The following is a 25,641-nucleotide window of genomic DNA, read 5'->3' on the forward strand; positions in this document are numbered from 1 at the left end:
CAGCCCCGGCTGCTCCTCTTCCACCACCTTGGCCAGCAGCTTGGCCGCGGCCAGCGACTCGACGCGCTCCTCGGTCTCGACATGAATCGCCCGGTCGGCGCCCAGCGCCAGCGCCGTGCGCAGCTGCTCCTGGGCGGCCTTGGGGCCGACGGTCACGGCAACCACCTCGCTGGCCACGCCTTTCTCCTTCAGCCGCACCGCCTCTTCCACGGCGATCTCGCAGAAGGGGTTCATGGCCATCTTGACGTTGGTGAGGTCGACGTCGGAGTGGTCCGCCTTGACGCGGATCTTGACGTTGTAGTCGATGACGCGTTTGACCGCGACGAGTACTTTCATGGTGTCCTCGCTTGGTTCGATGGGTGAACCGTCTGGTTTTGGACTCGCTGACGCCCGGCACCTTCAAGGAAGGTCAACGACTCCTTAGAATCTATTGGTATTCCTTTATGCGTTTCATGCAAGCGTTTGATAGGCGTCAAACCAAAAAACCTTGCCAATGTGCCACAGGCCGGCTGGTGGCAACAATCCCCTGATAGGGCAAGTCATCCTACATTGCCATCGTAGGGGTGTCCTGAGTCGTTTATTATGCCTATCATGGAGAATATCGAGAAGCAAACGACCGTTTTATTTTCTTTCGACGTTGGTGGCAGCAATTCCGACGCCGAAGCCGAGGGAGGAGCGAGTGGATGTCTGAGCAAGTAGAACGCGATTCGATGGACTTCGACGTGGTGATCGTTGGCGCCGGCCCCTCGGGGCTGTCGGCAGCCTGCCGCCTGATGCAACAGGCCAATGAGGCGGGCCAGGAGCTGACGGTATGCGTGGTGGAAAAGGGTTCCGAGGTGGGTGCCCATATCCTCTCCGGGGCCGTCTTCGAGCCTCGCGCGCTGGCCGAGCTGTTCCCTGACTGGGAAGAGCGTGGCGCCCCGCTGACTACCCCGGCGACCCGCGACGAGGTCTACCTGCTCAAGGACGCCCAGAAGGCCCAGAAGCTGCCCAACGCCCTGGTGCCGAAGAGCATGCACAATACCGGCGGCGACCTCACCCGCTACGTGATCAGCGCCGGCAACCTGTGCCGCTGGCTGGCCGAACAGGCCGAGGGGCTCGGCGTCGAGGTGTTCCCCGGCTTCGCCGCCCAGGAAGTGATTCACGACGAGGACGGCACCGTGCGCGGCATCCTCATCGGCGACATGGGCGTGGCCGCCGACGGCACGCCCAAGGACAGCTACATGCCGGGCATGGAGCTGCGCGCCAAGTACACCCTGTTCGCCGAGGGCGCCCGCGGCCACTTGGGCAAGGGGCTGATCTCGCGCTTCAAGCTCGACGCGGGCAAGGATCCCCAGCACTACGGCATCGGCCTCAAGGAGCTGTGGGACATTCCGGCCGAGAAGCACGAGCCGGGCCTGGTCCTGCACGGTTCGGGCTGGCCGCTGACCAAGGACACCCATGGCGGCTGGTTCCTCTACCACGCCGAAAACCATCAGGTGGTGGTCGGCCTGATCATGGACCTCTCCTATAAGAACCCTTGGCTCTCGCCCTTCGACGAGTTCCAGCGCATGAAGCACCACCCGGTGCTGGCCAAGCACCTCGAAGGTGGCAAGCGCGTGGCCTACGGGGCACGCGCCATCACCAAGGGCGGCCTCAACTGCCTGCCGAAGATGACCTTCCCCGGCGGGCTGCTGATCGGCTGCGATGCCGGCACGCTCAACTTCGCCAAGATCAAGGGCCTGCATACCGCCATGAAGTCGGGCCTGGTAGCCGCCGAAACGGTATTCGAGGCGCTTGCCGGCGGTGACGAGGGAGGGCAGGAGCTGACCGCCTTCAGCGCGAAGTGGGAGGCGAGCTGGGCCTACGCCGAACTCAAGGAGACCGCCAGCTTCGGCCCGGCGCTTCACAAGTACGGCACCGTGGGCGGCGGGGCCTACAACTTCGTCAACCAGTTGCTCGGCGGCAAGCTGCCCAACCTGCACGACACCACGCCGGACCACGCCGCTCTCGAGCCGGCCGACAAGTTCGAGAAGATCGACTACCCCAAGCCCGACGGCAAGCTCTCCTTCGACAAGCTCTCCTCGGTATTCCTGTCGAACACCAACCACGAGGAGGATCAGCCGAGCCATCTGCAGCTGTTGGATCCCGAGCTCCCCATCCGCGAGAACCTGCCCAAGTACGCCGAGCCGGCCCAGCGCTACTGCCCGGCCGGGGTCTACGAAGTGGTCGAGGACGACGACGGCAAGCCGCGCTTCCAGGTCAACTTCCAGAATTGCGTGCACTGCAAGACCTGCGACATCAAGGATCCGGCGCAGAACATCAGGTGGGTGGCACCGGAAGGCGGCGGCGGACCCAACTACCCGAACATGTAACGGCCCGGAGCGGACCCCAGAACGACAAGGGGCGTGCCACTGGCACGCCCCTTGTCGTTCCCGCAGAAGCGGTCAGGCCAGTGCCTTCACCAAGGCGTCGACCACGCGCTCCTGCTGCTCGGCCTCGAGATAGGGATGCATCGGCAGGCTGAGGATCTCCTGGCACACTGCCGCGGTGACCGGCAACCGACAGCCGGGATCGGCGACCGCAGGCTGATGGCTGAGCGGTAGCGGGTAGTGCACGGCAGTAGGCACACCGGCATCGGACAGGCGGGCCTGCACCTCCTCGCGGCGTGGCACGCGAATGCTGTACTGGGCATAGACGCTGGTATTGCCGGGAACGATGCGAGGCGTGTTGGCGAAGCCCGCTTCGCCCAGTAGCCGGTCATAACGCTCGGCCACCTGTTGGCGCAACGCCACCTCTTCGTTGAACAGCGAGAGCTTGGCCAACAGGATAGCCGCTTGCAGCGTATCCAGCCGGCTATTCATGCCGACTCGGATGTGGTGATAACGGCTCGCCTCGCCGTGGCGCGCCACCAGGCGAACCGCCTCGGCCAGGGTAGCGTCGTCGGTGAACAGCGCACCGCCGTCGCCATAGGCACCTAGCGGCTTGCTGGGGAAGAAGCTGGTGCAGGCAATGCGCGACAGGCTACAGGAACGGCGCCCATGCCGCGTGGCACCGAAGCTCTGGGCGGCATCCTCCACCACGGCCAGGTCGTGCTCGTGCGCCAGTGCATCGATCGCCTCCATGTCGGCGCACTGGCCGAACATCGACACCGGCATGATGGCACGGGTGCGCGGCGTGACGGCCGCCTCGACCCGAGCGGGATCGAGCAGGTAGGTATGCGGGTCGATATCGGCATAGACCGGCCTGGCACCGGCAAGCACCACGCTTTCGGCACTGGCAATGAAAGTAAAGCCAGGCACGATGACTTCGTCACCCGGACCGATATCGAGCGCCATCAGCGCGATCTGCAGTGCGTCGGTGCCATTGGCGCAGCCGATGCAGTGGGTAACGCCCACGTAGTCGGCCAAGCGACGCTCCAGTTCAGCCACCTCGGGCCCCATCACGTAGCGACCGTGCCTCAGCACGGTCTGGATGGCGGCGTCCAACTGTGGCTTGATCCGGGCCTGCTGGGCGGCAAGGTCGATGAAATGCATGCGCCTGCTCCGCTCAGCCACGCCCGGCCACCGCAACCGGGCGCGTCGGCGCAAGCCTGGTCAGCTGAGGGTGAGCCTGGCCTTCGCGCGGCGCCTCCGGGGTCGCCAGGCCCAGTTGATAGACCGTATCGAGGCAGTGTCGCACGGTCTCGATACCGAAGCCCCGGCCGGCGAGGATCTCGCGATAGCTGACGGTATGCAGGTCGGTGAAGCCGCTGGAGAACTCGAACTCCTCGCCGTCGCAGGTGATGCTGCGATAGGTGGAGTGCTGGCTACGTACGCGCTCGGGCAGGTCGTCGGCGTCAATGGAGAGGAACCAGCGCACCCGCGCCTTTTCGTACTCGAGATAGCCGGCGGCCTTGTGCTCGTCGTGGTAGTGCAGCACCTGCTCCTTCAGCTCACCGAAAATCACGTGCAGCATGTCGAAGAAATGTATGCCGATTTCCGCCATCACGCCGAACGACTTGCGCGGATCGCCCTTCCAACTGGCCAGGTACCAGGGGCCGCGCGCGGTGATATAGGTCAGTTCGACGTCGTACTGGCCGTCGCACTGCTCGGCCAGTACCTTGTCGCGCAGCTCGTGAATGGCCGGATGGTGGCGAAGTTGCATGATGCTGTAGACACGACGCCCGGTCTCCTTCTCGACCGAGCGCAACTCTTCGAGCTGGGCCGGCGTCGACACCAGCGGTTTCTCGCAGATCACGTCGCAACCCAAGTGCAGGCCGGCGGTGATATGGGCGCTATGCAAATGGTTGGGAGAGCACACTACCCAGTAGTCGATCGCCCTCTTCTTCTGTCGCCTGAGCCGCCAGGCGTGCTCCATGAAATATTCGAATTCGGTGAAGAAGGCGCAGTCGGTCGAAATGGAGTCGATGATGCCCACCGAATCGTTGATGTCGTAGGCCGCCACCAAGGTGTGGCCCGTGTCCCTGATGGCCTGCATATGACGCGGTGCGATGTACCCCGCTGCTCCGATGAGCGCAAAATTCATGTTGTTGACCCCTCAATTCCCTTTATGACATTTCCATGAAGCCCCGCGGCTGACGGTACAAGTCGTCCGCTGGGCGATTCAAGTCAGGCGCGCGCCACTGGCCGCGATGGATCGCGAATCCATTCGCTCCACGAGCCCGGATAGAGCCGGGGCAGGGGCCGGCCGGCGATGGCATAGGCCAGTATATTGTGGCAGGCGGTCACGCCGGAGCCACAGTAGGCCACGATGGCTTCGCCACGAGGGAGTTCGGCGTCCAGCGTCTCGGGTGCCTTGAAACGCCCTGCTTCGGTCAGGTTGGCGGCACTTGGCCGGCACACCGCACCGGGGATGTGCCCGGCCACGGGATCGATGGGCTCGGCCTCGCCGCGAAAGCGCTCCTCGCTACGGGCATCGACCTTGAGTTCCCGCCCGGAGAAGACCTGATCGGCATCCAAGCGTGCGCTGCCGTCGAACGCCGGCCGCCATTGGCTGGGCTCGGGCAGCGGCTCCCCTCCCAACACAAGCTCGCCGCCCTCTTCCTGCCAGGCACTCAGCCCGCCGTCGAGTACGCGAACGTCGGGGTGTCCCGCCCATACGGCCAGCATCCACCAGGCCCGCGCCGCAGCCAGTTGGCCACCCATATCGTCGAGCACCACGACAGGAACGGTGGGCGAGATGCCAAGCCGCTGCAGCGTGGCGACAAAAGCATGGGGGGACGGCAACGGGTGGCGGCCGCCTTCGCCGGGTTCTGCCGCCAGGTCGCGATCGAGGTCGAGATGTTGACTGGTGGGGATATGCCCGGCTTTCCATAGCCGGTGACCGGCGGCGCTATCACCCAGTCGCGCACGGCAATCGAGAACTCTCGGTGGATTTTGCCCCTTCAGCGATTCAGCCAGCTCTTCGGCGGTGATCAGCACGTGCTTCATGCGCGTTCTCCTTGGGCAGGTTTTGTCGGCGCCCCCTCGTTGACGAGCAACTCGATGGGAGCCCGGCAGGCCAGAAGGCGACGCCGGCCGGCCTGCTTGAAGTTTACCTCGATCACCGGGTCCGCGGGGTCCCCCTCCACCACCACGACCTCACCTTCACCGAACACCGCATGGCGCAGCCACTGTCCTGGGCGATATGACTGCGTTGCATAGCGTGCTCCCGGTTCAGCAACCGCATGCGCGCGTTGCACCAGTCTTACTCCATCATGGCCCACTGCAGCCAGGTAGCGCGAGACCAGCTCAGGCGAAGCCACCGCCAGGGAAGCATTGTCCTCCATCGGGTCCGACAGTCGAGCCGCGACTTGGCGGCAATCCTCCCATGCCGTCTCGGCAAGGAAACGGCTGGGACGATGATCGCCGCCGTCATGCAGCAACAACAAGCGCTCGCGTGCGCGGGTCACGGCGACGTAGAACAGCCGTCGTTCTTCTTCCAGGCGTTCGGGCGACAGCGGGTTATCGCGGCTGTAGTGGGGGAAGTCCTCTTCGTTGGTACCCGCGACCACCACCAGCGGCCACTCAAGCCCCTTGGCGCCATGCACGGTGGTGATCAACAGTCCATCGGCATGGTTCTCGACGGGGCGTTCGAGAAGCTCGATGAAGGCGTCAATGTGGCGTGTCTCGCCGGCCTGTTCGACGAGTACGTCGAGCAGGCGCACATCCTCTTCACCTTTCTCCCGGCGTGCAGCGGCTCGCTTGAGCACCTTTTCGGCGTCCAGTGTGTCGACGATGTGCGTCAGCAGCCGAGCCGGCGACCAATCGCCGAGCCGGGGCAGCTCGCACAGTAGCGCCCAGCGCCGCTTGAGGTTGCGGCGCTGCATGGGCTTGAGGCCGGCCAGCAAGGGATCGTCCCGCTCGGGATAGCGCTGCGTCTGTGCCAGGCGCTGGGCCAGGGCGACGAGACGCTCACGGGCGACGAATGGCGTTGGCTGCTCGAGCAGACGCAGGAGGTGACCCGGATCGTGCAGCAGGGCTGGGGTTCGCGCCAGGCGCAGGTAGCCGGCCAGGGCCTGCACCAGCGGCAGGCGGAAAACGAAGCGATCCTCGCGCGAGAGGCGAAACGGGATGCCGGCCTGCAGCAGCTGCAGCTGTACGGGTACCGACAGCGCCCAACTGCGCACCAGCAGGCAGGCCTCGCTCAGTGCCCTGCCGCCCTGCTGCCAGAGGTCCAGGGTCGCCAGCAGCGGCGCCCTGCCCGGCTCGACGGCCAGTTCGGTATGTGGATTGCCAGGTGCCGCCAGGCACAATTGATCGGGCCGCCGCTGGTTGGCGGCAATGGCATGGTTGGCCAGCAGTGCCAGCGAATGTCCGTGACGGAAGGTGGTCGAGAGCGGATAGTCGGTTGCCGTGCCGAAGGTGGCCGTGAAGTGCTCGCGCATGGTATCGGGATGGGCCCCGCGCCACTCGTAGATGCACTGGTTGGCATCCCCCACCGCCATCACGTCGGCGTCGCGTCCGGCGAGCAGCGCCAGCAACCGTAGCTGGGCCTGATTGATGTCCTGGTACTCGTCGACGATCGCCTGGTCGAGATAGCCCTGGACCCGCCGGACCAGGCCGACATCCGCCTCCAGCGCACGCAGGGGCCGATAGAGCAGGTCGGAATAAGTCATCAGGCCATGCTCGGCGAGCAGCGCCTCGAGCCGTTCGAAGGCCTCGGCAAAGTGCTCGCTGCCTTCGCCGTAATCGAGCCGCTCCAGGAGCGTGGCCGCTGGCAACATCTCGGCCTTTACCAGGCCGCAGAAGTGCGCCAGCGCCTCCAGTGTGTCAGCCTCCAATGCCATTTCGCGCCGGTCGTCGTCCTCCAGCACCTCGAAGGTCGCCTGGCGTAGCAGCCGTTCCACCTGCCAGTCGGCGGCAATCAGCCGGCGCGGCGTCAGCACCCCCCAGCGAGTCAGGCTTGCGGTCAGGCGATGTCCCAGCGAGTGGAAGGTGCGCACGTCCGGCAGACGTTGGCCGACATGCGCCATCTCGACGAGTCGGCGCTGGAAGTCCTCACGCGCCGAGCGGTTGAACATCAATACCAGGATCCGGTTCGCCGGGACTCCCCGCTCGAGCAGATGCAGCACCCGGGCGACCAAGGTGGTGGTCTTGCCGGCGCCAGCCACGGCGGCCACCCGTGCATGGCCGGCACCATGCTCGACGACGGCACGCTGTTCTTCGGTCAGCCTCACGAAGCCTCGGCCGGCAGCTCGCCCAGGGGCTGCCATACGCCGGCGCTGGTCAGGCCGAGTTCGATCCCCCCGTTCTTTCCCTGGCGCTGTTCGGCGCACTCCACCAGGCGGTAGAAGACATTGCGCCCCAGGCGGGCAGCGAGACCGAAGCGAACCGGTACCTCGGGCACCTGGACGCCATCCGGAGTGGCACTCAGCGTCAGCCGGCGCCTGTCATCCAGCCGCAGGCGATCGCCGGCATGAGTGGTCAGCCACCAGTCGCCGGCGGCTTCGTCGTATTCGGCTTCGACTACGACGAAGGGGCGGTCGACCACACGGATGCGCTGCTTCTCCACCGGAGTGACCAGGTAGTAATGTCCGTCGTGTTCACGTCGCAGCAGCGTCGAGAGCAGCCTGACCAGGCGGGGGCGTGTCATTTCACTGCCTTCGTGGAACCAGCGGCCATCGGCGGCGATTTCCAACTCCATCTCCCCGGCCTGGGTCGGCTGCCAGCGGTCGACAGGGGGAATGGCGCCGTCGGCGTCGACATGGTTGAGCAGTGGGTCCAGGTTCATGCTTGTCCCTTCGACATGAAATTCTCTCTCTGGCTACACCAGGCCGGCCCGGGCCAGGACCTCGCGGGTCTCGTCAGACACTTCCGGGGCGGCACCGCGAAACAGCCGGTAAAAATTTGCCGTGGTTTGCATGGCGACCTCGTCGACGCTGATGCCGCGCTCGCGAGCGATGCACTGGGCCACTTCCACCACCCAGGCCGGCTCATTGGGCTTGCCTCGGTGCGGCACCGGCGCCAGGTAGGGGCTGTCGGTCTCGATCAACAGCCGGTCGAGAGGCACGCGGCGCGCCACCTCGCGCAGGCTCTCGGCATTACGAAAAGTGACGATGCCGGAAAGCGATATGTAGAAGCCGTGACGAACCGCCTCCCGCGCCATCTCGAGGTCCTCGGTGAAACAGTGCAACACACCGCCGATGGCCGGGTCGCTGTGCTCGCGAATCAGCGCCAGGGTGTCCTCGCGCGCGTCGCGAGTATGCACGATCACCGGCAACTCGAGTTCGGTGGCGGCGACCAACTGGCGCCGGAAGCGCTCGCGCTGCACCTCCCGCGACGGCACGCGTTCGGGCGTCTTGTCGAGATAATGATAGTCCAGCCCGCACTCGCCGATGGCCACGGCACCGAAGCGCTCCGCCGTTTCCCTGATGGTCTCGAGGTCGGGTTCGCGCTCTAGCAGGTGCAGCGGGTGCACGCCGGCGGTGATCGCTACGTCATCGTGCTCGCGGGCGATCCCAGCCAGAGCCGGTACGTCGTCGAGGGTCACGGCGATGGCCAGGAACTGGCGTACATCGCGGGCACGGGCCGCCTCCAGGGCGGCGGTGAGACTGCCGTCGTGGGTAGCGGGATCGAGGCGGTCGAGGTGGCAATGCGAATCGACAAACATGCAGGGTGAAACTCGTCAGGTGTATGGTGCGGAACGCAGTGCTTTCCGCTCACAGGGTATAGGTCGGGGCACCCTTGTCCAGTTGGCCGGCCAGCAAGGTTTCGATGCGGTCTCTCACGGCATGGTCCTCGGGGCTGAAGTGGATACCGATACCCGGCACCCGCCGCCCCGCCACGCCATCGGGCGAGACCCAGACGACCTGGCCGGTCACCGGTACCCGCTCGTTCTCACCGGGCAGGGTCAGCAGCAGGTAGACCTCCTGGCCCAGTTCATAACGCTCGCGGGTGGGTACGAAGATGCCGCCCCGCTCCAGCAAGGGCATATAGGCGGAGAGCAGCGTCTGCTCGTCCTGGATCGTCAGCGACAGGGCCTTCTGCGGTGCCATGAGTTACCTCCCTTGCACCCTGCCTCAGGAACGCAGCAGGGTCGACCAGCGTACCAGCCAGGCCTCGAGGACCAACTGGGGATTCGGATTGCCTCCCGCGGCCAGCAAGCGGCGCTGCTCCCGCGCAAAATCCAGCAGCCGGAACCAGTCCTGCACCCGGGCGTTCTTGACCGCCTGACGATAGAGCGGCAGCAGGTCAGGGTTGCGTACCTCCGCAGTCTCCCCCGACAGGCCCAGGCGAATGAGATCCTCGAGCCAGGCAATACCGTACCACAGGATCGCCTCCAGGGACTGGCGGTCGAGGCGGGCCGCCTCCGCTACCGGCTCGGCGCCACGCACCAGGGCATCGAAGGTTTCATGCAGCTGTTTGCGCAGCGCCCTGGATTCGGGGCTGGCCAGCTCGGCCGCCAACAGCGGCAGGCCGCCCGAGACCTGATACCAGAACTCGGCCTCCTCACGGCCGCCCAGTTGCTTCGCCAGCCACTCCTGGCTCTGCTCAGGCTGCGGCAACGGTAGGCTCCAGTGCTGACAACGCGAACGAATGGTGGCCAGCATGCGCGACGGCACGTCCGCCAACAGCACGAACTGGGTGCGCTCCCCCGGCTCCTCCAGGCTCTTGAGCAGCGCATTGGCGGCGGCCACGTTCATCGCCTCCGCCGGAGACAACACGATCACGCGATGGCCGCCCTGCTGAGCGGTCTGGGCGACGAAGGCATTGACCTCGCGAATGGGATCGATACGAATCTGCCGCTTGCCTTCTTCCGGCGATACACGCAGCAGGTCGGGATGATAGCCGGACGCCAGCATGCGACAGCCGTGGCACTGGCCGCAAGCCACCTCGTCCGGAGAGGAGCACAGCAGGTGGCCGACCATAGCGTCGGCAAAGCGCTGCTTGCCGACGCCATGTGCCCCCGAGAGCAGCAGCGCATGAGGCAGACGAGCGCCACGGCGCAGCGCCAGGAACTGACGCCACAGCGGCTCCTGCCACGGCAGCGGAGTCGGCAGGGAGGGCTCGCTCACAGCCATGTCCCGACCCGCTCTTCCAGACACGCCGAAAGGCGCGCCTGTACGGTTTCCAAGGGGGCGTCGGCATCAATGACCGCCACCCGCCGGGGTGCCGCGCTGGCCCGCGCCAGGTAGGCCCGCCGCACGGCCTCGAAGAAGGTCGCGTGCTCCTGCTCGAAGCGATCGCGGGCATCACCGCTGGCTGCCAGGCGGCCCTGCAGGCGCCGCTGAGCCGCTTCCACCGGCATGTCGAACAGCAGCGTCAAGTCGGGCTCGAGCCCCTGCTGCACGAAGCGCTCCAGCTCGGCGATACGGCTTGCACCAATGCCACGCCCGCCGCCCTGGTAGGCGAAGGTGGCATCGGTGAAGCGGTCGCAGAGTACCCAGGCACCTCGCTCTAGCGCTGGGCGAATACGCTGCGCCAGGTGCTGGGCGCGAGCGGCGAACACCAGCAATAGCTCGGCATCGGCATCGAGCGGCTCGTCGGCCTGTGGCGAAAGCAGCAATTCACGGATGGCTTCGGCCCGTGGCGTGCCGCCCGGCTCCCGGGTGCGCACTACCTCGACACCGCGCGCCGCCAGCCATTGGGCCACCCACTCCAGGTTGGTCGACTTGCCGACCCCCTCCCCGCCTTCCAGGGTGATAAAGCGTCCACGCTGTTGCATCGGGGCTCCTGTCAGTCTGGCCGCTCAGCGGTTGCGGATGTAGCGGTTCACGGCATTGTTGTGTTCGCGCAGCGTACGCGAGAAGTGGTGCGTGCCGTCACCCCGCGAGACGAAGTATAGGGTCTCGCCAGGCAGCGGATCGACGGCAGCCTCGAGCGAGGCACGCCCCGGCATGGCGATGGGCGTCGGCGGCATGCCGGCAATCACGTAGGTGTTGTACGGCGTGGCTTCCTGCAGGTCGGCACGGGTGATGCGTCCCGTATAGCGCTCGCCCATGCCGTAGATCACGGTAGGGTCGGTCTGCAGGCGCATGCCGCGCTCCATGCGTCGCTTGAAGACACCGGCGATCTCGCGACGCTCCTCGGGGGCGCCGGTCTCACGCTCGATCAGCGAGGCCATGATCAACGCCTCATAGGGCGTCTCGATGGGCAGGTCGTCGCTGCGCGCCTCCCACACCTCGTCCAGCACCTGCTCCATGCGCGTAAGCGCCTGGCGCAGGATATCGACGTCGCTCATGCCCTTGTGGTAGCGATAGGTGTCGGGGAAGAACCAGCCTTCGGGGTAACGTCCCTCACGCTCCAGCAGCGCCATGACCTCCTCGTCGCTGAGCTCCGCAGTACGGTTCTCGAGCTTGGGTGCGGCGTCTAGACGGGCGCGCATCTGGCGGAAGGTCCAGCCTTCGGGAATGGTCAGCGGGTAGGTGACGACCCGGTCGCTGCCGAGCAGTTCGATCAGCTCGCGCCCGCTCATGCCCGGCTCGAGCATGTACTCGCCCGTACGCAGCTGCGGAATCGCCTCCGGTTCGATCCGCGTCAGCAGACGAAACGCCCATTCGTCCACGATCACGCCGCGGGCCGCCAGGTCCGCCACTACCCGGTTGTAGCCCGCCCCGCGCGGTACTTCGTAGAGCGTCTCCTCCTCCACCGCAATGGGAGCCTCGAGTCGGCTCTCCCAATAGCGATAGCCGGCGAAGGCCGCTACCGCTGCCACGATGACCAGCACCACCAGAAACTTCACCAAACGCAGCATGCGCCTTCCTCGTTGCCCACTCTTCATTGCCCACTATATGCAGTCCGCGAAACCAGCCCGGCAAAGTCGTCTCGCCAAACTCGGTCCACGCGACTCAGTTTCCGAATTCGGTCGGATAACCCAGCAGCTCATGAGCCTCGTGTTGCAGACGGCGGTGGAGAGCGCCCAGGGTCCAACGCCGCTGCAAGATGCCATCGGCGGCATCAAGGCGCACGATGGGCCAGAGACCCTGGATCGAGTTGCCGAGCCACACGGCCTCGGCGTCGACCAGTACCTCCGGCCCCATAGTGACTTCCATGATCGGCAGGCGTTCCATCAGGGCCGCTCGCAGGGTACCGGCCACACCGCAGCCGTCGAGTCGCGGCGTTTCCAGCCGCCCCTGACGCTGCCAGAACAGGTTCATGCAAGTGGCTTCGATCAGGCTCCCCTGGCTGTCACAGAGCAGCCCTTCGGCCACCTTGGGGTCGTCCCATTCACTGCGAGCCAGCACGTTCTCGAGGCGATTGAGGTGCTTGAGCCCGGCAAGCAGGGGCTGGATGCCCAGCCGCAACTCGCAATGGCGCACCCGCACGCCCGCCTCCCAGCGCCGCGCCTGTGGCATGAAGTCGGAGAGCTGCCACAGCAGCCGCGGCTCGGCCGCCAGCGGGGGAAGATAGCCACGACCGCCGCTACCGCGGGTCAGCACCAGCTTGAGCACCTTGAGACCCGCCCCTCCCAGGGCCGGCAGCCCATCGAGCTCGGCACTGGCCGGCATGGGGATCCCCAATACCCGGCAACCCCTGGCCAGCCGGGCCATGTGCTGCGGCCACAGCAGGGGTGCGCCATCGCGCACCAGCACGGTCTCGAACAATCCGTCGCCATAGGCCAGGCCGCGGTCGTCGACCGGAACCTGCGTGTGATCCAACGGCCAGGTCATGTCACACGCTCGCGACATCCCGGCTCAGCGCAGCCGGGAGAACACCAGGGTACCGTTGGTGCCGCCGAAGCCGAATGAATTGGACAGCGCCACGTCGATCTTCATCTCACGCGCGGTATGCGGCACGTAGTCCAGGTCGCACCCCTCCTGGGGGTTGTCCAGGTTGATCGTCGGCGGCGCCACCTGGTCACGGATCGCCAGGATGCAGAACACCGCCTCGACCGCGCCGGCAGCACCCAGCAGGTGACCGATCATCGACTTGGTGGAACTCACGGCCACGCCATTGGCAGCCTCGCCCATCACCTTCCTGACGGCCCGGCTCTCGGCCAGGTCACCCGCCGGGGTCGAGGTGCCATGGGCGTTGATGTAGTGTACCGCCGTGGGGTCGAGCCTGGCATCGCGAATGGCGTTGCGCATGGACAGCGCTGCGCCACTGCCATCCTCGGGTGGTGCGGTCATGTGATAGGCGTCGTCGCTCATGCCGAAACCGGTCAGCTCGGCGTAGATCCGCGCCCCACGCGCCTTGGCGTGCTCGTACTCCTCGAGCACCAGGATACCCGCGCCGTCCGACAGCACGAAGCCGTCGCGGTCGCGATCCCAGGGGCGACTGGCCGCCTGCGGGTCGTCGTTGCGGGTCGACAGCGCACGGGCTGCGGAGAACCCGCCCAGCCCCAGCGGCGTGGTGGCCATCTCGGCGCCGCCGCAGATCATCACGTCGGCATCGCCGTAGGCGATGGTACGTGCGCTGTAGCCGATGTTGTGGGTACCGGTGGTACAGGCGGTGGTGATGGCGATGTTGGGCCCCCGGAAGCCATGCTGGATGGCCAGGTTGCCGGAAATCATGTTGATGATCGAGCCGGGCACGAAGAACGGCGAAATGCGGCGCGCCCCCCCTTTCTGGAGTGCGTTGTGGTTGTGCTCGATCATCGGCAGCCCGCCGATGCCGGAACCGATGGCGACACCGATACGCTCGGCATTTTCCTCATTGCACTCGAGACCGGCATCCTTGATGGCCTGGGCTCCCGCTGCCACGCCGTACTGGATGAACAGGTCCATCTTGCGCGCATCTTTCGGGTTCAGGTACGGGCTGATATCGAAGTGCTTGACCGAACCGCCGAAGCGAGTGTTGAAGCCGGTGGCATCGAAATGTTCGATGGGAGCGATGCCGCTCTTGCCGGCCAGGATGTTCTCCCAGCTCTCCTCGACCGTGTTGCCCACCGGCGTGACCAGCCCCAGTCCGGTCACCACAACTCTACGAGCCATCAGAAATCCTCCAGACAACCTTGATGACACGACCCCTCTCCCGGGCCGTCATTGCGCGCATTATACCGGACATACTCCTCGCTTGGGCAGCCACGGCCTCGACACAAAGCAAAAAGCCGCCCTGGGACACAGGACGGCTTTTCCAGGGCCCTCACACGGAGCCCTTCACCTCAGCAAGCGGTGACGACCGCGCCCTTACTGATGGGCGTTGACGTAATCGATGGCTTCCTGAACGGTGGTGATCTTCTCGGCTTCTTCATCGGGAATTTCGGTATCGAATTCCTCTTCGAGCGCCATGACCAGCTCGACGGTATCCAGGGAATCAGCGCCAAGGTCCTCGGTGAAGGAGGAGCTGTTCTGGATATCCTCTTCCTTGACATTCAGGCGCTCGGCCACAACCTTCTTCACGCGCTCTTCGATGGTGCTCATTATACGTACTCCAGTCGTTCAAGTTAGCCGTTCGGATGACCAGCCGTTTGGTCCGCAAACTCAAGCTGCGGGGTAGTTTATAGACGCCCCCCCGTCGGCGCAACCGCCGACCCGCGGAGGCTTCAACGCATGTTCATGCCGCCGTTGACCTGCAGCGTCTCGCCGGTGATGTAGCCAGCGCTTTCGCTCGCCAGGAAACCGACGGCAGCCGCGATCTCCCCGGGCTCGCCAAGGCGCGCCAGCGGAATCTGGGTCAGCAGCGCCTGGTGCTGTTCCTCGGGTAGCGCACGCGTCATGTCGGTGGCGATGAAGCCCGGCGCCACGGCGTTGACGGTGATTGCCCTGGATGCCACCTCACGCGCCAGGGCGCGGGTAAAGCCTTCCATGCCCGCCTTGGCGGCAGCATAGTTGGTCTGGCCGAGATTGCCCATGGTCGCCACTACCGAACTGATACTGACGATACGGCCGAAGCGGGCCTTGGTCATGCCGCGCAGGCACGCCTTGGTGACGCGATAGACCGACTTGAGATTGGTGTCGAGCACCGAATCCCACTCGTCTTCCTTCATGCGCATCAGCAAATTGTCGCGCGTGATGCCGGCGTTGTTGATCAGGATGGTGGGCGCACCGAACTCCTCGGTGATGGCCTTGATCAGAGCATCGACACTGGCCTGGTCGGTCACGTCGAGTGCCCTGCCGGCGCCCTCGATGCCGTTGGCGCGCAGGTCTTCGTCGATCCTGGCGGCTCCCGACTCCGTCGTGGCGGTTCCGATCACTACGCGCCCCTGGCGGCCAAGCTCATGGGCAATGGCCTGGCCGATGCCGCGACTGGCGCCGGTCACCAGGGCGATTCTGCGTTCGCTGGACATAACCTGTTCCCGCTCCGAATGCTGTTTGGTCCTGGGGCTCGATGCCCCTACTTGTACGGGCTGGCCGTGCCTTACAAGCCGGCCGCCTCACGCGCCAGGCCAAGCGCCGCATCGAGGCTGTCGGGGTCGTTGACCGCCAGCCCCTTGCTGCCCTTGGCAATACGCTTGCCGAGGCCGGTCAGCACCTTACCCGGCCCACATTCGATGAAGACCGTGGCACCTGCCGCCTCCATCGCCTCGACACAGGACGTCCAGCGCACCGGTTGGTAGAGCTGCTCGATCAGGCGCGTGCGCAGGGTTTCGACATCGGCATGCGCCTGGGCATCGACGTTCTGATAAACGGTATAGCGCGGCGGACGCATGTCGAGATCGGCCATGGCGGCCTTGAGCCGCTCGGCGGCCGGCTGCATCAGGGCACAATGCGAAGGCACGGAAACCGGCAGCGGCATGGCGCGCTTGGCACCCGCTTCCTGGCACAGGGCAATGGCGCGCTCCACGGCGGCCTTGTCGCCCGCGATCACTACCTGCCCCGGGGCATTGTAGTTCACCGCCGCCACCACCTCATTCTGGGCCGCCTCGGCACAGGCCGTTTCAACGGTAGCATCCTCGAGCCCCAGAATGGCCGCCATGGCGCCCTGACCGACCGGAACCGCCTCCTGCATCGCCTCGCCACGCAGGCGCACCAGACGAACACCATCGGCGAAGCCCATGACGCCGGCACACACCATGGCGCTGTATTCGCCCAAGCTGTGTCCCGCCATGGCCCCGGGACGCGGCCCCTCCAGCTCCTGCCAAACCCGCCAGATGGCCACGCTGGCGGTCAACAGCGCCGGCTGGGTACGGGCAGTTGCGTTGAGAGCCTCGTCGGGCCCCTCCTGGACCACTTTCCACAGGTCGTAGCCCAACGCATCGGCGGCCTCCTCGAAGGTCGTCCGCACGACGCTGTAGCGTTCCGCCAGCTCCCGCAGCATGCCCACCTGCTGGGAGCCTTGCCCGGGGAAGACGAGGGCAAGGGGTTGAGTCATGTCGTTCACCATTACTCTTGTTGAGTGCTGTCACGCCGGACATCAAGCTCCACGGCGAGTCGCTCCGGCAAGCCGTGGCTGACCTCCTGCACGGCCCGCAACACAGCATAGGAAAAGCCAGTGGCATCGGCACTGCCATGGCTCTTGATCACGATGCCATCGAGCCCCAGCAAGCTGGCGCCATTGTAGCGCACCGGATCGAGTTCGTTCTTCAAGCGGCGCAGTGCCGGCCTTGCCAGCATGCCGACCAGGCGGCTGCTCCAGTGCGACTCGAAGGTCATCTGGACCCGCTCGATCAGCATCCGCGCCAAACCTTCACTGGCCTTGAGCACCGCATTGCCGACGAATCCATCGCACACCACCACATCCGCAGAGCCGGCGAAGATGCCGTCCCCCTCAATGAAGCCGATGTAGTTCAGCGAGCCAAGCGCCCCCAGCAGCGCATCCGCCTGGCGCACCGCCTCACTGCCCTTGGTGCCCTCGCTGCCCACATTGAGCAGCCCCACCCTGGGGGCGGCGAGCCCGTCCACGTGGCGTGCCATGACCTCACCCATGCGGGCGAAGTCCACCAGCCGCTCAGCGGCGACATCGACATTGGCACCCAGGTCGAGCAAGTAGCAGCGCCCGTCGCCACGGGTAGGGATGGCAGTACAGATGGCCGGGCGTGGAATGTCCGCCACGGTGCCTAGTGCACGCCTTGCCAGGGCCATCAGGGCACCGGTATTGCCGGCACTGACACCTGCCGCGGCATCGCGGTTGGCCACGTGGGCAAGCATCAGCGCCATGCTCGTATCGCCGCCACGCCTGAGCGCGTCGGAGGGTCGCTGGTTCTGGCGAATCAGGCTCGGCGCATGATGGACGGACAGATGCGAACCGGCCGCGGCGAGATGCCGCGGCAGGTTCTCGAGCTCGACTGACAACTGGTCACCCGGACCGAACAGGTCGATCGCCAGCCCCGGCCAAGCCTGGACGGCGGCGGCCGCGCCATGGACGGCGGCACCAGGGCCGGCGTCTCCGCCCATCGCATCGATGGCAATCCGCACGTTCAGGTGCCGACGGTCATCGGACGGTCATCGACAGTGGGTCGACTCAGGCGTCGACCACCTTGCGGCCACGGTAGAAACCGTCCGGGGAGACGTGATGGCGCAGGTGAGTGGTACCGGTTTCCTTGTCCTGGGACAGGGTCGGTGCGCTCAGGGCGTCGTGGCTGCGACGCATGCCGCGCTTGGAACGAGTCTTACGGTTCTGTTGAACTGCCATGGGTGTCACTCCGAAGTGAGACGATAAACAATCAGGATTTGCCCTTGAGGTGACGCAGCACCTCGAAAGGGCTAGCGGGAGCCGGCTCGTTCGTTTCGGCCTCCTCACCGCTGCTCAGCTGGTCGCGCGAGACACGGCAATGTGCCTCGTCGTGGTAAACCACCTGGGGCAGACTGAGGATCAGTTCATCCTCGACTACATCCAGCAGGTTCAGCTGTTCGTTTTCCACCAGCACCGGCTCGTGGGTGCTCGGCAGCTCTGCCGCCAGCGCATCGCTCGAGACCATACCCAGCAGGAACTCGCTCTCGACATGCTGCGCCATGGGCTCGAGGCAGCGCCGGCAAGGCAGCTGCAGCTCGGCTTCGAGGCGACCGCGAATCTCGCGGCGGCCCTGGGCATCGATACCGAAATCGAGCCATACCTGGCAGTCGCCTGTCTGCGCGCCCACCTGCTCGGCCAGACGCTCGAACTGGTCGAGCGCCATCAGGCCGGAGAGGCTTTCGGCACGGGCGGCGAGCCGATAGGGCTCGACCCTGTTGGGAAGTCGTGAGGTCAACATAGGCGCGCAATGATAGGCACTCCCCCTGCCTCTGTCAAAGACGCCCTCTCAACAAGTTACAATGCCCGCCTGACCGACCTCTGCGAAAGCCCGACCCAACTGCTGCAGGAGCACACCATGCCTCGACTCGTTCTCGCGTCCGGTTCACGCTGGCGCCGCCAGCTTCTCGACCGGCTGGGGCTGCCCTACGCCTGGGCCAGCCCCGACATCGACGAGACACCCCGCCCCGGCGAGGCGCCCGAAACGCTGGTGCACCGGCTGGCATTGGCCAAGGCCAGCCGCGTGGCCGAGGAGCACCCCGACCATCTGGTGATCGGCTCCGACCAGGTCGCCGTGTTCGACGGCGAGATTCTGGGCAAGCCGGGAGACACCGCCACGGCATGCGCCCAGCTCGCACGCTTCTCCGGCCGCCAGGTGACCTTTCTCACCGGACTGGCACTGATCGATACCCGCCATGCGCGCCATTGGGTCTGCCACGAGCGATACGACGTACGCTTTCGTCGGCTCAGCGATGACGAGATCGCCCGCTACGTGGAGCGCGAGCAGCCGCTGGACAGCGCCGGCAGCTTTCGCATGGAGGGGCTCGGCATCGCCCTGTTCGAACGACTCGAGGGCGACGACCCCAACACCTTGATCGGCCTGCCGTTGATTCGGCTGTGTGCGCTGCTGCGTGAAGCGGGCCTCGACCCGCTGGGCGATCAAGGCAATTGATAGCGGACCGGCGAACGGCTGGACGGCACCCCCATCCATTCGGCGGCAACCCGGCCGAACTGGCGACTCAACCGCTCAAAGGGGTCCAGCCGAGGTGTGTAGTCGTGCAACCGCACTTCGCCGAACAGCTCGCGACTCAGGGCATCGAGACTGCTGATCCCATCGATCAGCCCCAGCTCCAGGGCTTGCTGGCCGCTCCAGATCAGGCCGGTGAAGAGCCGTTCATCATCGGCCAGGCGATCGCCGCGCCCCTGACGTACGGCATCAATGAACTGGCCATGGGTGGTATCCATCACCGTCTGCCAGAATTCGCGCTCTTCCGGCGCCACCGGCGAGAAAGGATCCAGGAAGCCCTTGTTCTCACCGCTGACGTAGATACGCCGCTCGATGCCGAGACGATCGATCGCCTCCTCGAAGCCGAAGCTGGCGAAGATGACACCGATCGAACCCACCAGGCTCGCCGGCGCTGCAACGATCTCGTCGGCCGCCGCGGCCATGTAGTAGGCACCGCTGGCACCCACGTCCTCGATGACCGCGATGATGGGCTTGTCGCCCTCCTCACGCAGGCGCAGGATCTCGTGATAGACGCGCTGGGACTGCACCGGGCTCCCCCCGGGACTGTCGATGTGCAGCACCACGGCGGCGGTATTGGCCGCCTCCCAGGCACGGTTCAACCCTTCGATGATGCGCTCGGCGCTGGCCGGCGACTCGCTGTCGATCACGCCATGCACCGTGACCACGCCCAGGTGCTGGCGCTCCGGCTCACGGGAGGTGTCACCGAACAGGCCATAGAAGGTAGCGGCCAGCGAGGCCAGGATCAGTGCAGCGAAGAAAAAGCGGAAGAACAGCTTCCAGCGCCGCGAGCGACGCTGTTCGACCAGTACCCCGCCGATCCAGCGATCGAGCATCTCCTGCTGTGCCAGGCGCTGGCGCTCGCGCAGCGTTTCGGCGCTCTCCGCCGGCGGGGCAGGCTTCTCGCTCTTCGCCTGCCGCAGCTCGCTCGCCTGCTCGGGGGTCAGCTCCGGCCCCTCGGTCCAGCGGTCTTCACGCTTGTCGCGATCTTCTCGCTTATCATCGCTCATCAGGTCGTCTTCCTTTCGCCTCTATCGGTTCAGCCAGTCGAACAGCTCGGTTACCGCCTGGGCAGTATAGACAGGACGGCTCGCCGCCAGCCGCTCGGGGGCATGCACGCCCCAGGTCACGGCGACCCGATCCATGCCCAGGGCGCGCGCCATCTCCAGGTCGTACTCGGTATCGCCCACCATGACGGCCTCTTCGACCGGCACGTCCAGCTCGACCAGCAACTCCTCGAGCATCTGCGGATGCGGCTTGGAGCGGGTCTCGTCGGCGGTACGGCTGGCATGGAACCAGTCACCACTGCCGCTCTCGCGGAAGACCCTATCGAGCCCGCGCCGGCTCTTGCCGGTGGCCACGGCCAGGCGCCGCTCCGGTTGCTCGCGCAGCGTGGCAACGCCCGCCTCGACGCCGGCAAAGAAGGCCATCGGCGTGCTGTCGCCCTCGACGAAATGGTGCGCATAGCGGCTGCGCAGCAGCTCGTAGCGCTCGGCGTCGATGCCCGGACACAGACGGTCGATGGCCTCGGGTAACCCCAGGCCGATGATGTCGCGCACCGCGGCATCCTCGAGATGCCCCCAACCGGCATCGCGTGCCGCCGCCTGCATACAGGCGACGATACGCGCGGCGGAATCCATCAGGGTGCCATCCCAGTCGAAGATCACCAGTCGATAGCGCATAGCGGCTCCGGTCGAAATTCGGTGTCAGGTCGCGCCTCAGCGGCTCTCACGGGCACGCGCCAACACGGCCTCGAGTTCATCGGGAAGCGGTGCGCGGATCTGTACCGGGCGCCCGCTGCTCGGCTCGGGGAAGGTCAGCGACTCGGCATGCAGGAACAGACGCGACAGGCCCAGGTGGCGTGCCAACGACATCCCTTCCCGCGAGCCGTACTTGTCGTCACCGAGCAGGGAGTAGCCGGCATGGGCGGCATGCACGCGGATCTGGTGGGTACGCCCGGTCACCGGCTCGGCCTCGATCAGCGTGGCCTTGGGGAACGTCTCGCGTACGGCGAAGCGGGTTCTAGCCACCTTGCCGGCGGCATCCACGCGCACGCGGCGCTCGCCGTTGCCGGCGTCATAACGATCGAGGCGGGCGCTGACGAATTCACGCCGCGCCGGCCAGCGGCCGGCCACCAGCGCCAGGTAGCGCTTGTCCATCTTATGCCCCTTGAGCGCCTCGTTGAGCGCCAGCAGCGCCGGGCGCGACTTGGCCAGCAACAGGCAACCCGAGGTATCGCGATCGAGGCGATGGACGAGTTCGAGGAAGTCGAGGTCCTCGCGCACCTGGCGCAGCGCCTCGATGAGGCCGATCTTGACGCCGCTGCCGCCATGCACGGGAAGACCGGCAGGCTTGTTGAGCACCAGCCAGCCCGGCCCCTCCACCAGCACGCTGCCGGCCAGCAGGTTGCGCAACCCTTCGCTGACCTGCTTGACCGCCTCGCGCGGGGCCAGCTTGAGCGGCGGGATCCGCACCATGTCGCCCACCTGCAAGCGATAGTCGGCTTTCACCCGCTTCTTGTTCACGCGCACCTCGCCCTTGCGCACGATGCGGTAGACCAGCGTTCGCGGCACGCCTTTCAGGCGCGTTATCAGGAAGTTGTCGACCCGCTGGCCCGACTGGCCCTCACCCACTTCCACCCACTGTACGTCGCGCCCCTCGGCCATGACACTCCTGCTGAAAATCCGTTGTGAGGCCGCATTCTAACGCACTCGGCGACGCGCTGCGCCAATTGCTGCCGATTGCCAATACTGCTATATTGCCAGCTCGCTCGGATGGATCCCTTCGGTCCCATGGCGCCTGCACGACAGACACGCAGGCCGGAGCGACGAAATCGGGCAGCGACGACCCCTACAATGGGTCCCGACGCCAACGAGTGATAGACGCAAGAAAGTTGACAAGTAGTGACGCCACGCCCGGACCCGACTCGCGACAGTGACAAGCGAGCGGTGGCCACGGGAATCGTTCCACATCGTGCCGGTGGCCGGCGTTGGCGAATCGATGAATGCCAGGTGTCTGGCGGTGACAGCAGGGCCGGATGGGAGAAGCCCCACCGAGACATGTCCTGCCTCCGCCACGTACTCAACATGATCATGTCGTGCTGGTCCCGTTTCGGTTCCGGCACGATCGGGCGCCACTGCGCATCCGCGACATGCGCTGAGCACAAGCACGCAGCACCCAGAGGTTCGCCTTCTTCGAAGCCTACCGGCGCGTCCAGTTTGCGAGACAACATGAAACGGATGCTCATCAATGCGACCCAGCCCGAAGAGCTGCGCGTCGCGCTGGTAGATGGACAACGCCTGTATGACCTGGACATCGAATCGGGTGCCAGGGAACAAAAGAAAGCCAATATCTATCGCGGCAAGATCACCCGCGTCGAGCCCTCCCTCGAAGCCGCCTTCGTCGACTTCGGGGCCGATCGTCATGGTTTTCTTCCCCTCAAGGAAATTTCCCGCGAATACTTCCTGAAGGATTCTTCGGGGCGCCCCAGCATCAAGGAGGTGCTCAAGGAGGGCCAGGAAGTCATCGTCCAGGTCGACAAGGAGGAGCGCGGCAACAAGGGGGCGGCGCTGACCACCTTCATCAGCCTGGCCGGCCGCTTCCTCGTGCTGATGCCCAACAACCCGCGTGCCGGCGGCATCTCGCGGCGCATCGAGGGCGACGAGCGCACCCAGCTCAAGGAAGCCATGGGCCAGCTCACCGTACCGGAGAAGATGGGCGTGATCGTGCGCACCGCCGGTATCGGCCGCAGCAGCGAGGAACTCCAGTGGGACCTCAACTACCTGGTCCAGGTATGGGAGTCGATCACCGAGGAGGCCGGCAAGCGCCCAGCGCCGTTCCTGATCTATCGCGAATCCGACGTCATCATTCGCGCCATGCGCGACTATCTGCGGCAGGATATCGGTGAGGTCCTCATCGATGACCCGACGGTGCATGAGCGCGCCCTGGCCTTCATTCGCCAGGTCATGCCTTCGTACCAGCAGAAGATCAAGCTCTACGCCGATGAAGTCCCGCTGTTCTCGCGCTTCCAGATCGAATCCCAGATCGAGACCGCCTACGAGCGCGAAGTGAAGCTGCCTTCCGGTGGTTCCATCGTCATCGACCACACCGAGGCACTGGTCTCCATCGACATCAACTCGGCGCGCGCCACCCGTGGCAGCGACATCGAGGAGACGGCGCTGCAGACCAACCTCGAGGCGGCCGACGAGATCGCCCGCCAGCTGCGCCTGCGCGACATCGGCGGCCTGGTGGTGATCGACTTCATCGACATGAGCCCGGCGCGCAACCAGCGCGAAGTCGAGAACCGCATGCGCGACGCGCTCAAGCTCGATCGTGCAAGGGTACAGATCGGCCGCATCTCGCGTTTCGGCCTGATGGAAATGTCGCGCCAGCGTTTGCGCCCGTCGCTGGGCGAGACCAGCGGTGTGGTCTGCCCGCGTTGCAACGGCCAGGGCACCATCCGTGACGTGCGCTCGCTGTCGCTCTCGATCATGCGCCTGATCGAGGAAGAGGCGATGAAGGAGCGCAGCGCCCAGATCCGCGCCATCCTGCCGGTACCGGTGGCGACCTACCTGCTCAACGAGAAGCGTGCGGTACTGGCCGACATCGAGAAGCGCCAGGACGTGCGCGTGCTGGTGCTGCCCAACCCCGATATGGATACGCCGCACTACGACGTGCAGCGCCTGCGTGACGACCATATCGAAGAGGAAGGCGACCAGGACAAGTCCAGCTTCGAACTCTCGGTACATACCGAGATCGGCAAGGAGCCGGACACCAGCATCGCCAAACCGGTTGCCCGCACGGAGGCGGCCGTGAAGACGGTGATCCATAACGAGCCGGCGCCTGCCTCCCTGCAACAGGAACCGGCCCCGCAAGCGCCTGCCCCTCGGGCCACTACTCCTGCTCCTGCAGCTCCAGCAGCCCCCGCCGCCGGCGTGCTCGGTCGCCTGTTGAAAGGCGTCAGCAAGTTGCTCGGCGGTACCGAGAGCGATACGGCCACGCCGGCGGAACCCCGCAAGCCTGCCACTCCCCCGCCGGCCCGCGGCGGCGAGGATGAGCGTGGCGAGCGCAACGGCCGACAGCGGCGTCGTTCGCGCGGCGACTCCCAGGACGACGGTCGCAGCCAGCGCGGCCAGGCACGCCAGCAGGAGAGTGCTCGCAGTGACTCCCGCCAGGAGGCGCGCCAGGACAGCACAGCTGGCCGCAGTGAGGGACGCAATGAAGGACGCGGTGGACGCGGTCGCGGCCAGCCACGTGCCGACAAGCCCCAGACCACCGAAGAAGGCCGTCAGGCCAAGCCACGCAGCCGTGACGAGACCCCTCGCCGCCAGAAGGCCGAGCCTCAGGAAAAGCCCGTCGAGCAGAAGGCCGAACCGGCCGGAGCCGATGATGGCAAGCCCAAGCGTACGCGTAACAACCCGCGCAACCGCTCGCGCCAGCACGCCATCAATCCGCAGGCCGAAGCCGAGCAGAAGCGCCTGCAGGCCGAAGCACCCGAGCAGGTAGAAGCAGGTTCGGAGCAGCCCAAGGCGGATGCGCCCAAGCCGACGGAGAAGCCTGCCGAGCAGCCCAAGGCGGAGGCACCCAAGCCGACAGAGAAGCCTGCTGAGCCGACCAAGGCCGAGCAGCCCAAGGCGGATACACCCAAGCCGACGGAGAAGCCTGCCGAGCCGGTGAAGCCCGAGCAGCCCAAGGCGGATACACCCAAGCCGACGGAGAAGCCAGTCGAGGCCGAGGCGAAAGCCGAACAGCCCAAGGCGGAGGCACCCAAGCCGACAGAGAAGCCAGTCGAGGCCGAGGCGAAAGCCGAACAGCCCAAGGCGGAGGCACCCAAGCCGGCGGAGAAGCCAGTCGAGCCGGAGAAGGCAGAACAGCCCAAAGCGGAGGCACCCAAGCCGGCGGAGAAGCCAGTCGAGGCCGAGCAGGCGACAGCCGAACAGCCCAAGGCGGAGGCACCCAAGCCGGCTGAGAAGCCAGTCGAGGCCGAGCAGGTGACAGCCGAACAGCCCAAGGCGGAGGCACCCAAGCCGGCTGAGAAGCCAGTCGAGGCCGAGGCGAAAGCCGAACAGCCCAAGGCGGAGGCACCCAAGCCGGCGGAGAAGCCAGTCGAGGCCGAGCAGGCGAAAGCCGAACAGCCCAAGGCGGAGGCACCCAAGCCGGCGGAGAAGCCAGTCGAGGCCGAGGCGAAAGCCGAACAGCCCAAGGCACCCGATTCGGCGGAAAAACCTGCCGCCGAGGAGACGCCTGCAGCCGCACGTCGACGTCGCCGCGCGCACAATGACCCGCGAGAGATCCGTCGACGCGAGCAGGAAGCGCACAAAGGCAACCAGGGCTGACAAGCCCCTGCCGTCAACGAATGGCCCGCGCACTGCGCGGGCCATTTTC

At 65.9% G+C, this 25,641-nt stretch carries 25 protein-coding genes; 3 read left to right on the forward strand and 22 right to left on the reverse strand.

Features of this window, described 5'->3' with window-relative positions:
• Positions 1-336, reverse strand: a 336-nt coding sequence (locus ACUY1T_RS10250; RefSeq protein WP_446022452.1) for an electron transfer flavoprotein subunit beta/FixA family protein, incomplete at its 3' end; no start/stop codon positions are given.
• 347 nt (positions 337-683) lie between these two features.
• On the opposite strand from ACUY1T_RS10250, the gene ACUY1T_RS10255 reads away from it, so the two are divergent.
• The gene (locus ACUY1T_RS10255) at positions 684-2,354 is read left to right on the forward strand and encodes an electron transfer flavoprotein-ubiquinone oxidoreductase (protein WP_446022454.1); all 1,671 of its coding nucleotides are present in this window, start codon (positions 684-686) and stop codon (positions 2,352-2,354) included.
• 72 nt (positions 2,355-2,426) lie between these two features.
• On the opposite strand, the gene ACUY1T_RS10260 is transcribed toward ACUY1T_RS10255, so the two are convergent.
• From ACUY1T_RS10260 to ACUY1T_RS10345, 18 genes are all read right to left on the reverse strand, one after another.
• Positions 2,427-3,515: a DegT/DnrJ/EryC1/StrS family aminotransferase gene (locus ACUY1T_RS10260; RefSeq protein ID WP_446022456.1), complete on the reverse strand. Its 1,089-nt coding sequence runs from the start codon at positions 3,513-3,515 to the stop codon at positions 2,427-2,429.
• Positions 3,516-3,528: 13 nt separating this feature from the next.
• A complete protein-coding gene (locus ACUY1T_RS10265; protein WP_446022458.1) occupies positions 3,529-4,506 on the reverse strand; it encodes a Gfo/Idh/MocA family oxidoreductase in 978 nt (325 codons plus the stop codon).
• An 83-nt stretch (positions 4,507-4,589) separates the two neighbouring features.
• The gene (locus ACUY1T_RS10270; protein ID WP_446022459.1) at positions 4,590-5,411 is read right to left on the reverse strand and encodes a sulfurtransferase; all 822 of its coding nucleotides are present in this window, start codon (positions 5,409-5,411) and stop codon (positions 4,590-4,592) included.
• Positions 5,408-7,639, reverse strand: coding sequence for an ATP-dependent helicase (locus ACUY1T_RS10275; protein WP_446022461.1), 2,232 nt, complete (start codon positions 7,637-7,639; stop codon positions 5,408-5,410). Before ACUY1T_RS10275 ends, ACUY1T_RS10270 begins: the two co-directional genes overlap by 4 nt.
• Entirely contained in the window at positions 7,636-8,193 is a 558-nt protein-coding gene (locus tag ACUY1T_RS10280) for a DUF1285 domain-containing protein (RefSeq protein ID WP_446022463.1), read from the reverse strand. Before ACUY1T_RS10280 ends, ACUY1T_RS10275 begins: the two co-directional genes overlap by 4 nt.
• A 33-nt stretch (positions 8,194-8,226) precedes the next feature.
• The gene (locus ACUY1T_RS10285; protein ID WP_446022465.1) at positions 8,227-9,072 is read right to left on the reverse strand and encodes a TatD family hydrolase; all 846 of its coding nucleotides are present in this window, start codon (positions 9,070-9,072) and stop codon (positions 8,227-8,229) included.
• 49 nt (positions 9,073-9,121) lie between these two features.
• Entirely contained in the window at positions 9,122-9,457 is a 336-nt protein-coding gene (locus tag ACUY1T_RS10290; RefSeq protein WP_446022467.1) for a PilZ domain-containing protein, read from the reverse strand.
• A 24-nt stretch (positions 9,458-9,481) separates the two neighbouring features.
• A complete protein-coding gene (locus ACUY1T_RS10295) occupies positions 9,482-10,483 on the reverse strand; it encodes a DNA polymerase III subunit delta' (RefSeq protein WP_446022469.1) in 1,002 nt (333 codons plus the stop codon).
• The gene (gene tmk, locus ACUY1T_RS10300) at positions 10,474-11,127 is read right to left on the reverse strand and encodes a dTMP kinase (protein ID WP_446022471.1); all 654 of its coding nucleotides are present in this window, start codon (positions 11,125-11,127) and stop codon (positions 10,474-10,476) included. Before tmk ends, ACUY1T_RS10295 begins: the two co-directional genes overlap by 10 nt.
• Before the next feature lie 24 nt (positions 11,128-11,151).
• Complete coding sequence (mltG, locus tag ACUY1T_RS10305; RefSeq protein ID WP_446022473.1) at positions 11,152-12,156, reverse strand: endolytic transglycosylase MltG; 1,005 nt, start codon at positions 12,154-12,156, stop codon at positions 11,152-11,154.
• 94 nt (positions 12,157-12,250) lie between these two features.
• Positions 12,251-13,072 (reverse strand): aminodeoxychorismate lyase, encoded by an 822-nt coding sequence (gene pabC, locus ACUY1T_RS10310; RefSeq protein ID WP_446022475.1) that lies wholly within the window; start codon positions 13,070-13,072, stop codon positions 12,251-12,253.
• Between the two features lie 24 nt (positions 13,073-13,096).
• Positions 13,097-14,338, reverse strand: a complete 1,242-nt coding sequence (gene fabF, locus ACUY1T_RS10315; protein WP_446022984.1) for a beta-ketoacyl-ACP synthase II — start codon at positions 14,336-14,338, stop codon at positions 13,097-13,099.
• Between the two features lie 192 nt (positions 14,339-14,530).
• Positions 14,531-14,764 carry an acyl carrier protein gene (gene acpP, locus ACUY1T_RS10320; RefSeq protein WP_008956801.1) on the reverse strand — a complete coding sequence of 78 codons (234 nt, stop codon included), beginning with the start codon at positions 14,762-14,764 and terminating at the stop codon, positions 14,531-14,533.
• A gap of 122 nt (positions 14,765-14,886) precedes the next feature.
• Entirely contained in the window at positions 14,887-15,630 is a 744-nt protein-coding gene (gene fabG, locus ACUY1T_RS10325; protein ID WP_446022479.1) for a 3-oxoacyl-ACP reductase FabG, read from the reverse strand.
• A gap of 71 nt (positions 15,631-15,701) precedes the next feature.
• Positions 15,702-16,655: an ACP S-malonyltransferase gene (gene fabD / locus ACUY1T_RS10330; RefSeq protein ID WP_446022481.1), complete on the reverse strand. Its 954-nt coding sequence runs from the start codon at positions 16,653-16,655 to the stop codon at positions 15,702-15,704.
• Between the two features lie 11 nt (positions 16,656-16,666).
• Entirely contained in the window at positions 16,667-17,698 is a 1,032-nt protein-coding gene (gene plsX, locus ACUY1T_RS10335; protein ID WP_446022483.1) for a phosphate acyltransferase PlsX, read from the reverse strand.
• Between the two features lie 46 nt (positions 17,699-17,744).
• A complete protein-coding gene (rpmF, locus tag ACUY1T_RS10340) occupies positions 17,745-17,915 on the reverse strand; it encodes a 50S ribosomal protein L32 (protein WP_021820795.1) in 171 nt (56 codons plus the stop codon).
• Between the two features lie 31 nt (positions 17,916-17,946).
• On the reverse strand, positions 17,947-18,474 hold the full coding sequence (locus ACUY1T_RS10345; RefSeq protein ID WP_446022485.1) for a YceD family protein: 528 nt from the start codon (positions 18,472-18,474) through the stop codon (positions 17,947-17,949).
• 117 nt (positions 18,475-18,591) lie between these two features.
• On the opposite strand from ACUY1T_RS10345, the gene ACUY1T_RS10350 reads away from it, so the two are divergent.
• Positions 18,592-19,185, forward strand: a complete 594-nt coding sequence (locus ACUY1T_RS10350) for a Maf family protein (RefSeq protein WP_446022487.1) — start codon at positions 18,592-18,594, stop codon at positions 19,183-19,185.
• Here ACUY1T_RS10350 and sppA read toward each other — a convergent pair.
• Genes sppA through ACUY1T_RS10365 form a run of 3 tightly spaced genes read right to left on the reverse strand, consistent with a single transcriptional unit; the run spans position 19,173 to position 21,923 of the window.
• Positions 19,173-20,267, reverse strand: coding sequence for a signal peptide peptidase SppA (gene sppA, locus ACUY1T_RS10355; protein WP_446022489.1), 1,095 nt, complete (start codon positions 20,265-20,267; stop codon positions 19,173-19,175). The genes ACUY1T_RS10350 and sppA overlap by 13 nt on opposite strands.
• Before the next feature lie 21 nt (positions 20,268-20,288).
• Positions 20,289-20,939 carry an HAD family hydrolase gene (locus tag ACUY1T_RS10360; protein ID WP_446022491.1) on the reverse strand — a complete coding sequence of 217 codons (651 nt, stop codon included), beginning with the start codon at positions 20,937-20,939 and terminating at the stop codon, positions 20,289-20,291.
• 36 nt (positions 20,940-20,975) lie between these two features.
• Positions 20,976-21,923 (reverse strand): RluA family pseudouridine synthase, encoded by a 948-nt coding sequence (locus ACUY1T_RS10365; protein ID WP_446022493.1) that lies wholly within the window; start codon positions 21,921-21,923, stop codon positions 20,976-20,978.
• A 564-nt stretch (positions 21,924-22,487) separates the two neighbouring features.
• Here ACUY1T_RS10365 and rne point away from each other — a divergent pair.
• The gene (gene rne / locus ACUY1T_RS10370) at positions 22,488-25,592 is read left to right on the forward strand and encodes a ribonuclease E (protein ID WP_446022494.1); all 3,105 of its coding nucleotides are present in this window, start codon (positions 22,488-22,490) and stop codon (positions 25,590-25,592) included.
• Positions 25,593-25,641: the final 49 nt, after the last annotated feature.

The organism is Billgrantia sp. Q4P2, from assembly GCF_052806135.1.